Annotated in this window: 6 protein-coding genes; 5 read left to right on the top strand and 1 reads right to left on the bottom strand. The window is 70.8% G+C overall.

All coding sequences use genetic code 11. The features are described from left to right. Positions 1 to 157: 157 nt before the first annotated feature. The 5 genes from Ari01nite_RS00145 to pulA are packed head-to-tail and all read left to right on the top strand — an operon-like array spanning position 158 to position 11,078. On the top strand, positions 158 to 1,405 hold the full coding sequence (locus Ari01nite_RS00145) for a sugar ABC transporter substrate-binding protein (protein WP_203778336.1): 1,248 nt from the start codon (positions 158 to 160) through the stop codon (positions 1,403 to 1,405). After that, a complete protein-coding gene (locus Ari01nite_RS00140; protein WP_203778335.1) occupies positions 1,405 to 3,027 on the top strand; it encodes an ABC transporter permease subunit in 1,623 nt (540 codons plus the stop codon). Before Ari01nite_RS00145 ends, Ari01nite_RS00140 begins: the two co-directional genes overlap by 1 nt. Beyond that, positions 3,024 to 3,869: a sugar ABC transporter permease gene (locus Ari01nite_RS00135; RefSeq protein WP_203778334.1), complete on the top strand. Its 846-nt coding sequence runs from the start codon at positions 3,024 to 3,026 to the stop codon at positions 3,867 to 3,869. The genes Ari01nite_RS00140 and Ari01nite_RS00135 overlap by 4 nt, the downstream gene beginning before the upstream one ends. After that, the gene (locus tag Ari01nite_RS00130) at positions 3,866 to 5,644 is read left to right on the top strand and encodes a glycoside hydrolase family 13 protein (RefSeq protein WP_203778333.1); all 1,779 of its coding nucleotides are present in this window, start codon (positions 3,866 to 3,868) and stop codon (positions 5,642 to 5,644) included. The genes Ari01nite_RS00135 and Ari01nite_RS00130 overlap by 4 nt, the downstream gene beginning before the upstream one ends. Positions 5,645 to 5,654: 10 nt before the next feature. Continuing rightward, positions 5,655 to 11,078 (top strand): pullulanase-type alpha-1,6-glucosidase, encoded by a 5,424-nt coding sequence (gene pulA, locus Ari01nite_RS00125; RefSeq protein WP_438872113.1) that lies wholly within the window; start codon positions 5,655 to 5,657, stop codon positions 11,076 to 11,078. On the opposite strand, the gene Ari01nite_RS00120 is transcribed toward pulA, so the two are convergent. Beyond that, a complete protein-coding gene (locus Ari01nite_RS00120; protein ID WP_203778331.1) occupies positions 11,075 to 11,974 on the bottom strand; it encodes a sulfite exporter TauE/SafE family protein in 900 nt (299 codons plus the stop codon). The genes pulA and Ari01nite_RS00120 overlap by 4 nt on opposite strands. Between the last annotated feature and the right edge of the window lie 13 nt (positions 11,975 to 11,987).

Genomic DNA, 11,987 nt, shown 5'->3' with positions numbered 1-11,987 from the left:
TGTACCGATGACGTCTTGCGGGCTTGGACAGTGCAAGCCCTTCCATAATCTGCAAGCACTTGCTAACGTCCCCGCAACAAGGCCGACACAGGGTCATCGATGTCAGCCCAATCTTGCAAGTTCTTTCTCAGCAAACTTCCGTCGTCAGGAGACGTATATGCGCATCCGTGCCGCGGGTGTGGCCACCGCGCTGACCTTCGCCCTGTTCGCCGCGGGCTGCGGCGACAACGCCGAGCCCACCGCCCAGGGGCCGTCCGCCCAGGCGGCCACCGGTGAGCTGGTGATCTGGGCCGACGACAAGCGGGCCGCCGCGCTCAAGCCGTTCGCCGACAAGTTCGGCACCGAGAACGGCGTCACCGTCAAGATCCAGGCGATCTCGAAGGACCAGCAGACCACCTTCGTCACCGCCTCCCAGCAGGGCAGCGGCCCGGACGTGACGGTCGGCGCCCACGACTGGATCGGCAACCTCGTGCAGAACGGCGCGATCGACCCGGTCCAGCTGTCCGCCGAGCAGAAGGGCAACCTGGCCGAGAACGCGATCAAGGCGGTCACCTTCAACGGGCAGACCTACGGCGTGCCGTACGCGACCGAGAACCTGGCCCTGATCCGCAACACCGACCTGGTCCCGGACGCGCCGGCCACCATCGAGGACCTGGTCGCCGCCGGCCAGAAGCTCAAGGGCGACAAGAAGGCGTCCGAGATCCTCTGCCTCCAGGTCGGCCAGAACGGCGACGCGTACCACCTGTACCCGCTGTACAGCTCGGCCGGCGGCTACCTGTTCGGCACCGCGTCCAACGGCGACCTCGACCCGAAGGACCTCGGCGTCGGCAAGCCGGAGTCGGTCGAGGCGTTCAAGAAGATCGCCACCCTCGGCGAGAAGGGCTCGGGCGCGCTCAAGCGTTCGATCACTCCGGAGAACGCGATCGCCACGTTCACCGGCAAGAAGTGCGCGTTCCTGGTCTCCGGCCCGTGGGCGATCACCGACGTGAAGAAGGCCGGCCTCAAGTACGACATCTCGCCGGTACCCGGATTCGCCGGTGGCAAGACCGCCCAGCCGTTCCTCGGCGTGCAGACCTTCTACGTCGCGGCCAAGGGCAAGAACAAGGCGCTGGCCCAGGAGTTCGTCACCAACTACGTGACCACCCCGGACCTGGCCGTCGCGCTGTACCAGGCCGAGCCCCGGCCGCCGGCGCTGACCGCCGCGTTTGACCAGGTCAAGGGCAACGACCCGGACCTCGCCAAGTTCCTCGAGGCCGGTAAGAACGCCGTCCCGCTGCCCGCCATCCCGGCGATGGCCGCCATCTGGGACCCGTTCGGCAAGGCCGAGGCCTCGATCGTCGGCGGCGCCGACCCGGAGAAGACCATCACCGCGGCCGGCAAGACGATCTCGGCCCAGATCAAGTAATGACCACCTCGCTCGGTGGAGGGCCCGCGACCCGGGCCCTCCCCGCCCACCGCCACCCGGAGCGGCCGGAGCCGACCGGCCGCCGCCGGCAGAGCACCACGAGTCTCCTGGTCAAGACCGTCCTGCTCGGACTGGTCGTGGCGATCGCGATCTGGGCCGCGTTCCCGCTCGTCGAGAACGAGGCCTGGGCCGGCCTGGCCCTGCTGGTGGCCACCACCGCGGGCCTGCTCTACCTCTATCTGACCCCGCGGCACATCCCGGCGAAGTACCTGGTGCCGGGCACCCTGCTGCTGATCGTCTTCCAGCTGTTCCCGGTCCTGCTGACCGCGAGCACCGCGTTCACCAACTTCGGTGACGGGCACCGCGGCACCAAGGCCGAGGCCGTCGTGGCGATTCAGACCGCGTCGGTCACCCAGGTGCCGGGTTCGACCGAGTACGTGCTGACGGTCGCGACCACCGGTGACCCGGCGACCGGCCCGCTGGTCTTCCTGATCACCGACCCGGCCACCAAGGCGGTCTCGGCCGGCGACGCCGACGGGCTGGAGACGCTGGACGCCGGCGCCGTGACGCTGAACAGCGCCGGCCGGGTCACCGCGGCCGACGGCTACACGTTGCTCACCACCGGCCAGGCCAGCCTGCGCAGCCAGGAAGTCACCGCGCTGGCGGTGCCGACCGCGGGCGGCGCGATCCGGTCGTCCGGCCTGTCCCGGGCGTACGAGGGCGTGGCCGGCCGGGCCTACGACGAGGGCTGCGACTGCATCCGGGACACCGCGACCGGCCGGAGCTGGACCGCGGACGAGGCACTCGGTTCCTTCGTGGCCTCCGACGGCGAGCGGCTGGCGCAGGGCTGGAAGGTGAACGTCGGGTTCGACAACTTCACCCGGGTGATCACCGACCCGACCATCTCCGGGCCGTTCCTGCGTACGCTCATCTGGAATTTTGCCTTTGCCGTCGGCTCCACCGGCGGGACCTTCGTGCTCGGCATGTTCGTCGCGATCGCCCTGCACTCGCGCCGGGTGCGCGGCCGCAACCTCTACCGCGTGGTGCTGGTGCTGCCGTACGCGATGCCGGCGTTCGCCATGCTGCTGGTCTGGCGGGACATGTTCAACACCGACTTCGGCCTGATCAACAGCCTGTTCGGTCTGCACGTGGACTGGCTGGGTGAGCCGACCGCGGCCCGGATAGCGGTGCTGCTGGTGCAGCTCTGGCTCGGTTACCCGTACATGTTCCTGGTGACCACCGGCGCCCTGCAGGCCATCCCGGCCGAGCTCAGCGAGGCCTCCCGGATCGACGGCGCGGGACCCTGGGAAAGCTTCCGGATGATCGTGTTCCCGCTGCTCATGGTCGCGCTGACGCCGCTGCTGATCTCGTCGTTCGCGTTCAACTTCAACAACTTCAACGCGATCTACCTGACCACCGACGGCGGGCCGTTCCCGCCGGACAACCCGGCCAACGGCGCCACCGACCTGCTGATCACCTACACCTACCGGCTCGCGTTCGGCGGCAGCGGTGCGCAGTACGGCTACGCCGCGGCGATCTCGATCTTCATCTTCCTGATCGTCGGCATCGTCTCGGCCATCAGCTTCCGGCGTACCCGCAAGCAGGAGGAGGTGTACTCGTGACCAGGTGGCTGAAACTGGTGGGCTGGCGGCACGCGGTCGGGCTCATCGCGGTGCTGTTCTCGCTCGGCCCGATCGTGTTCGTGGTGTCCGCGGCGCTCAATCCGCTCGGCACCCTGTCCTCCAGCGAGCTGGTGCCCACCGGGGCGTCGCTCGTCAACTTCACCAATCTGTTCGACACCACCGCGTTCGGCAGCTGGTTCCTGAACTCGGTGATGATCGCCGGGATCGCGTCGCTCGTCTCGGTGTTCCTGTCCGCGCTGGCCGCGTTCGCGTTCAGCCGCCGGCGGTTCAAGGGCCGGCGGGTGGGTCTGCTGTCGCTGCTCCTGATCCAGATGTTTCCGCAGTTCCTGGCGGTCGTGGCGATCTTCCTGATGTTCTCGACGATCACCGACTACTGGCCGGCAATCGGCTTCAACACCTGGTGGGGCCTGACCCTGCTGTACCTCGGCACCGCGCTCGGGGTCGGCACCTGGCTGATGAAGGGCTTCTTCGACACGGTGCCGCGCGAGCTGGACGAGTCGGCCACCGTGGACGGGGCGTCGCACGTACAGATCTTCTTCCGGATCCTGCTGCCGCTGGTGGCGCCGGTGATCGCGGTGACCGGCCTGCTGGCGTTCATCGGCACCGTCAACGAGTTCGTGTTCGCCAATGTGTTCCTCACCGAGGCCAACTCCAAGACCCTCTCGGTGGGGTTGTTCGGCCTGGTGGCCGGCGAGCGGAACAACAACTTCGGCATGTTCTGCGCCGGCACGCTGCTCACCGCGGTGCCCACCGTGCTGGTGTTCCAACTCCTCCAGCGGTACATCGTGGAGGGACTCACCTCGGGGGCCGTCAAGGGATGAGACCGCACCACGACGGGTCCGCGCTGTACGTCTCGTCGCAGAGCCCGGCACTCGGCGAGACGGTCAGCGTCTTCGTCCGGGTGCCCGCCGGCACCCGGGCCAGCCGGATCCACCTGCGCTGGATCATCGACGGCGAGCCGGTCTTCACCTCGGCCGTCGTCGACCGCACCGACCTGGACGGCGACGTCTGGTGGCGGGCCGACATCCCGGTGCGCAACCCGGTCACGCCGTACCGCTTCCTGATCCGCACCACGGCCGGGGTGCGCTGGCTGACCGGCCTCGGCCTGACCCACTACGACGTGCCGGACGCCACCGACTTCCGGCTGGTGGCGCATCCGGCACCGCCGGCGTGGGCCCGCGACGCCGTGGTCTACCAGATCTTCCCGGACCGGTTCGCCCGGTCGGCCGCCGCGAACGACCGGGACACCCCGGCGTGGGCCACCCGGGCCGGCTGGGACACCCCGGTGGTGTCCGGTCCGGGCGCCACCGAGGTGCTCTACGGCGGCGACCTGGACGGCATCACCCGCCGGCTCGACCATGTGGCCGCCCTCGGCGCCGACACCCTCTATCTCACGCCGTTCTTCCCGGCCGGCTCCAACCACCGCTACGACGCGGCCGGCTTCGACCGGGTCGACCCGCTGCTCGGCGGCGACGCGGCGCTGTCCCGGCTGTCCGCCGCTGTGCACGCCCGGGGCTGGCGGCTGCTCGGCGACCTGACCACCAACCACACCGGCACCGGACACCCGTGGTTCGCCGACCGGCCGGACTACTACTACTTCGGCCCGGGCGGCTCCTACGAGTCCTGGCTGGGCCTGGCCGGGCTGCCCAAGCTGAACTGGGGCAGCGCCGGCCTGCGCGACCGCTTCCACCAGCTGACCCAGCACTGGCTGTCCCGGCCGTACGGCCTGGACGGCTGGCGGATCGACGTGGCCAACATGACCGGGCGGCGCGGCGCCGACGACTGGACCCACGAGGTGGCCGCGCTGCTGCGCCGGGCCGTCGCCGACGCCCGCGCGGACGGCCTGCTGATCGCCGAGCACGGCCACGACGCCACCGGCGACCTGGACCGGGACGGCTGGCACGGGACCATGAACTACGCCGGGTTCACCCGCCCGGTGTGGAGCTGGCTGCGCGCCGACGACCTGCCGTTCGACGACTTCCTCGGTGTTCCCGGCGAGGTGCCGCGGCGGGACGCCCGGTCGACCGTGGCCACCATGTCGGCGTTCGCGGCCCAGATGTCCTGGCGGTCCTGGACGACGTCATGGCAGATCCTCGGCTCGCACGACACGGCCCGGATCCGCACGGTGGTCGGCGGCGCGGCCCGCCAGGAGGTCGCGGCCGGCCTGCTGCTGACCCTGCCCGGCACCCCGATGATCTTCGCGGGCGACGAGATCGGGCTGACCGGTGCCGACAACGAGGAAGCCCGGCAGCCGATGCCGTGGGACCGGCCGGCGGCCTGGGACACCGCGACGTTCGACCGCTACCGGACCCTGGTCCGGCTGCGCAGGTCGTCGGACGCGCTGCGCCGCGGCGGTTTGCGCTGGGTGCACGCGGACGGCGACAGCCTGGTCTTCCTGCGCGAGACTGCGGGGGAGACGGTGCTGGTGTTGTGCCGCCGGGCGGCCGGGGAACCGCTCGCGCTGACCGGCCTGCCCGGCGCCACCCGCTTCGAGAACCTTTACGGCGGCGCCAAGCCGCTGTACACCGAACCTGATGGTGCCACCGCCATCGATGGCTACGGCCCGGCCGTGCAGGTCTGGGCAGTCCATAACTGAAGGGGACATTGTGGTCGAACACCGTCCACGGCGGCTGCTGGCCGCCGTGTTGTGCCTATTTCTTCCCTTACTGATCGCCGTCCCCGCGCAAGCGCAGGCGGCCCCACCACCGCCGCCCAGTGACGCGGTGCTCGCGCACTGGGGTTCCGACCGGCTGGACACCGCCGAGCAGTTCTACTTCGTGCTGCCCGACCGTTTCGCCAACGGTTCCACCCGCAACGACAAGGGTGGGCTGTCCGGCGACCGGATGGCCACCGGGTTCGACCCCGCCGACAAGGGCTTCTACCACGGCGGCGACCTGCAGGGCGTGATCGACCGGCTGGACTACATCGAGGGCCTCGGCACCACCGCGATCTGGCTCGCCCCGGTCTTCAAGAACCGCCCGGTGCAGGGCAGCGGCACCGACATCTCGGCCGGCTACCACGGCTACTGGATCACCGACTTCACCCAGGTCGACCCGCACTTCGGCAGCAACGCCGACCTGAAGCGGCTGGTCAAGCTCGCACATCAGCGGGACATGAAGATCTACCTGGACATCATCGTCAACCACACCGCAGACGTGATCCAGTACGCCGAGAACGAGTACACGTACATCGACAAGACCACCTCGCCGTACACCGACGCGCAGGGCCGGGCGTTCGAGGACCGCAATTACGCGGACGGCACCAACGGCTTCCCCAAGGTGTCGAACGAGTCGTTCCCGTACACGCCGGTCTTCCCGACCGCGGCGGACCGGAAGGTCCGGGTGCCGTCCTGGCTCAACGACCCGACGATGTACCACAATCGCGGCAACTCGACCTTCGTCGGCGAGAACAGCGAGTACGGCGACTTCTTCGGCCTGGACGATCTGTGGACCGAGCGGCCCGAGGTGGTGCGCGGGATGACCAAGATCTACGCGGACTGGATCCGCGACACCGGCATCGACGGCTACCGGCTGGACACCGTCAAGCACACCAACCTCGACTTCTGGCCGCAGTTCGCGGCGGGGATCGAGAAGGCAGCGCCGGACGACTTCTTCATGTTCGGTGAGGTCTACAGCGCCGACCAGGAGATCGAGTCCACGTACGTCCGGCAGGGCGGCCTGCCCGCGATCCTGGACTTCTCGTTCCAGGAGGCGGCCAAGGCGTTCGTGACCGGCGCCGGTTCCGCGCAGGTGCTGTCCGACCTCTACGCCAAGGATTCGCTCTACACCGCCCGGGACACCCACGCCGACCGGCTGCCCACCTTCCTCGGCAACCACGACATGGGCCGGATCGGCTCGTTCATCGCGGCCGGCGGCACCGACGCGTCCACCCACCTGCGCCGCGACCAGCTGGCGCACGAGCTGATGTTCCTGACCCGCGGCCAGCCGGTGGTCTACTCCGGCGACGAGCAGGGCTTCACCGGCCCGGGCGGCGACAAGGACGCCCGGCAGGACCTGTTCGCCTCGAAGACCGCGGACTACCTGGACGACGACCTGATCGGCACCGACCGCACCCACGCGCAGAGCAACTACAACACCGCGCACCCGATCTACCGCACCATCGCGGCCCTCGGCGAGCTGCGCGCCAAGCACCCGGCGCTCACCAGCGGGGTACAGACCACGAGGTTCGCGGCGGACGGCCCGGGCATCTTCGCGGCGTCCCGCCTCGACCCGGGTAAGCGCAACGAGTACGTGGTGGCCGTCAACAACGCGACCACCGCGCAGACCGTCACCATCGACACCTGGTCGGCCGGTGCCAACTTCCGCGGCATCTACGGCGGCGCCGCGACCGTCAAGGCGGCCGCCGACGGCAAGCTGGCGGTGACCGTGCCGGCGCTGTCCGCCCTGGTGCTGCGCGCCGACACCCCGGTGCCGGTGCCGTCGGCCGCGCCGACCGTGACCATCACCGCCCCGGCGGCCGGCGCCGCGGTGCCCACCCGGGCCACGGTCACCGCGCAGACCACCGGTGACCCGCTGGCCACCGTGACCTTTGCGGCGCAGGTCGGCGACGGGCCGTGGGAGCTGGTCGGCACCGCGACCCGGGCGCCGTACACCGTGCACCACGACCTGACCGGGCTGGCCGGCGCCACCCCGGTGCGGTACAAGGCGGTGGTGCGCGACAGCCGGGGCCGGCTCGCCTCGTCCACCAGCACCATCGTGGTCGGCACCCCGGTCGTGTCCACCAGCCCCGACTACGCGGTGGTGCACTACCAGCGCGCGGACGGCGACTACGACGACTGGGGCCTGTACGTCTGGGGCGACGTCGACGAGTCGATGCAGACCACCTGGCCGGCCGGGCAGCCGTTCGCCGGCGAGGACTCCTACGGCCGGTTCGCGTACGTGAAACTGAAGCCCGGCGCCAAGACCATGAACTTCATCGTGGTCAACAAGGACGGCGGGAAGGACACCGACGGCGACCGTTCGCTCGACCCGAGCAGGAACGCCGAGGTGTGGCTCAAGCAGGGCGACACCGCGGTCTACCCGACCCGCAAGGCGGCCACCGGCGAGGACGACCCGGCGCAGGACCCGAACACCGCGGTCATCCACTACCACCGTCCGGCCGGCGACTACGAGGGCTGGGGCCTGCACGTCTGGGACGGCGCGGCCAACCCGACCGACTGGTCGGCGCCGCTGCAGCCGGCCGCCACCGACGGTTTCGGCGTCACGTTCAAGGTGCCGCTGGCCGCCGGCGCCACCGGGCTGAACTACATCATCCACAACGGCGACACCAAGGACCTGCCCACCGACCAGCGGCTAGACTTCGCCGCGGCGGGCCGCGAGGTCTGGCTGCTCGCCGGGGTCCCGGACCGGTTGCTGCCGCCGGTCAAGAAGTCCGGCGCGGGCGGCGAGGTCGACCTGGCCACGTCGAAGGCGGTCTGGCTCGATCGGGGCACGCTCGCGTGGCAGCCGAGCGAGAACACCGACGGCAAAATCTACGATCTGGTGTACGCGGCCGGCGGCGGGATCGGCGTGGCCGGCGGCGAGTTGACCGGCACCTACCAGTCGCTGCGGCTGGCCGCCAAGCGCAACGGCCTGACCGAGAAGCAGCGCGTCGCGTTCCCGCACCTGTGGCAGTACGACGCGTTCAAGGTGGGCTCGGCCGACGTCGCCGAGATCCTGCGCGGGCAGGTGGTGGCGACCGAGCGGGACGCGGCCGGCAAGCTGCTCTCGGCCACCGGCGTGCAGACCGCGGCGGTGCTCGACGCCCTCTACCCGGCCGCCACCGAGGCCCGGCTCGGTCCGGTGCTGGCCGGCGGCCGTACCACCCTCGGGGTTTGGGCTCCCACCGCCGCGAACGTGGATCTGCTGCTCTATGACACCCCGGCCGCGGCGCCGCAGACCGTCGGGATGTTCCGTGACGACCGGACCGGCGTCTGGACCGCCCGCGGGCCGGCCACCTGGAAAGGCAAGTACTACCAGTACCGGGTCACCGCGTGGCAGCCGGCCGCGCGCAAGGTGGTCACCGCGGCGGTCACCGACCCGTACGCCGTCGCCCTCTCGGCCGACTCCAAGCTGAGCCAGGTCGCCGACCTGGCCGACCCGGCGCTCGCCCCGGCCGGCTGGTCCGGCCTGCGCAAGCCGGCCGCCACCGCACCCGCGAAGATCCAGATCTCCGAGCTGTCGGTGCGGGACTTCTCGATCGCGGACGCCACCGTGCCGGCCGCCGAGCGGGGCACGTTCGCCGCGTTCACCCGGCCCGGCTCGGCCGGCATGAAACACCTGGCCGGGCTGGCCGGCGCCGGCGTCACCCACCTGCACCTGCTGCCCGCGTTCGACTTCGCCACCATCCCGGAGAAGCGGGCCGACCAGCAGCAACCGGCCTGCGACCTGGCCAAGCTGCCGCCCGACTCGGACCAGCAGCAGGCCTGCGTGGCCGCGGTGGCCGCCACCGACGGCTACAACTGGGGCTACGACCCGCTGCACTACACGGTGCCCGAGGGCGGCTACGCGGTGGACCCGGAGGGCGCGGCCCGGACGAAGGAGTTCCGGCAGATGGTGGCCGGGGTCAACCAGGCCGGCCTGCGGGTCGTCATGGACGTGGTCTACAACCACACCTCGGCGGCCGGCACCGACGCCAAGTCGGTGCTCGACCAGATCGTGCCCGGCTACTACCACCGGCTGCTCGCCGACGGCTCGGTGGCCAACTCGACCTGCTGCGCCAACACCGCGCCGGAGAACGCGATGATGGGCAAGCTGGTCGTCGACTCGATCGTGACCTGGGCCAAGGCGTACAAGGTGGACGGTTTCCGGTTCGACCTGATGGGCCACCACCCGAAGGCGAACATCCTGGCCGTGCGGTCCGCGCTGGACAAGCTCACGCCGGGCCGGGACGGCGTGGACGGCCGGAACATCTACGTGTACGGCGAGGGCTGGAACTTCGGCGAGGTGGCCGGCGACGCCCGGTTCGTGCAGGCCACCCAGGCGAACATGGCCGGCACCGGCATCGGCACGTTCAACGACCGGCTGCGCGACGCGGTCCGCGGCGGCGGCCCGTTCGACGAGAACCCGCGCGTGCAGGGCTTCGCGTCCGGCCTGTTCACCGACCCGAACGGGGACCCGGTGAACGGCACCGCGGCGGAGCAGAAGGCGCGGCTGCTGCACTCGCAGGACCAGATCAAGGTCGGGCTGTCCGGCAACCTGGCGTCCTACCGGTTCGTGGACTCCTCGGGCCGGACGGTGACCGGCAGCCAGGTCGACTACAACGGCTCGCCGGCCGGCTACAACGCCGCACCGGACGAGGCGATCACCTACGTCGACGCGCACGACAACGAGATCCTGTACGACGCGTTCGCGTACAAGCTCCCGCAGCGGACCTCCGCGGCCGACCGGGCCCGGGCGCAGACCGTGGCGCTGGCCACCACGGCGCTCGGCCAGGGCGTCGGGTTCGTGGCCACCGGCACCGAGCGGCTGCGCTCGAAGTCGCTGGACCGCAACTCGTACAACTCGGGCGACTGGTTCAACGAGATCATCTGGGACTGTGTCGCCGGCAACGGGTTCGGCCGGGGCCTGCCGCCCGCTGCCGACAACTCCGCTAAGTGGCAATATGCCCGGCCCTTGCTCGCGGATCCCGCGCTGGTGCCGGACTGTGCCGCGATCAACCAGGCCGACGCGACCTACCGCGAACTGCTGAAGATCCGCAACTCGTCGCCGGTCTTCGGCCTGCCGACTGCCGCCGAGGTGCAGAAGCGACTGTCGTTCCCGCTGTCGGGCGCGGCCGAGACCCCGGGGGTCATCACCATGACCCTGGACGGACGGGGTATCGACCGCAACTGGCGTTCGGTGACGGTGGTCCTCAACGCCACCTCGGCGGCCACCACCCAGTCCGTGGCCGCGCTGGCCGGTAAGCGGGTCGCCCTGCATCCGGTCCAGCGGGCCTCGGCCGACCCGGTCGTCCGCACGGCGTCGTTCGCGTCGTCGAGCGGCACGTTCACCGTTCCCGCCCGCACCGTGGCGGTGTTCGTGCAGGACTAGGGTTGGGGTACCGGCGTGCGGTCCGGCTCGGCCTCCTCGGCCGGCCGGGCCGCCGTCATTTTCCGGGCCACCGCAAGGCCGATCGCGACCAGCACCGCGACGCCGGAGACCACGCCCACCACGGCGGTGGACAGGTCGAACAGCTTGAGGGCGCTGGCCAGCAGCACGATCACCAGGGCCGGGCGGATCAGCCCGGCCGGCGCGCGCGACGAGATCCGCGAGCCGATCAGCACGCCCGGGATCGAGCCGAGCAGCACCGCGGCGGCCAGGTCGAGCTGGAGGTCGCCGAAGAACGCGTGCCCGAGAGCCGCCGCGGTGACCAGCGGCACGGCCTGCACCAGATCGGTGCCGACCAGGTGGTTGGCGCGCAGCGCCGGGTACAGCGCGAGCAACGCCACGATGATCAGCGAGCCGGAGCCCACCGAGGTGAGGCCCACGATGAGACCGCCGGCCGCGCCGACCAGCGCGGTGGGCAGCGGCTTGACGCGTACGTGCACCGGCGGTGTCTCCGGCTGGCGCCGGCTCACCCAGGCCTTGAGCACCAGGCCGCCGGCCGCCAGCAGCAGCGCCACCCCGAGCGCGATCTTGATGACCTGCTGCATCCGGGCGTCGTCGCCGACCAGCCGCAGCAGCAGCACACCGACGAACGCGAACGGTACGCTGCCGGCGCACAGCCAGCCCACCATCGCCCAGTTCACCGTGCCGCGCCGGGCGTGCACCCAGCCGCCGAACGGTTTCATCACGGCACTGGCCGCCAGGTCGCTGGAGACCGCCGCGACCGGCGGCACGCCGAAGACGAGCACGAGGACCGGAGTCATCAGGGCGCCGCCGCCCATGCCGGTCAGGCCGACGATGATGCCGACGCCGAGGCCGGCCAGCGCCAGGGTGAAATCCACCGAACGGATACTG

Source organism: Paractinoplanes rishiriensis (genome assembly GCF_016862375.1).
In the GTDB taxonomy this organism is placed as follows: Bacteria; Actinomycetota; Actinomycetes; order Mycobacteriales; family Micromonosporaceae; genus Actinoplanes; species Actinoplanes rishiriensis.
The sequence above is the reverse complement of the archived record's forward strand: the minus strand, read 5'-3'. Positions and strand labels throughout refer to the sequence as shown.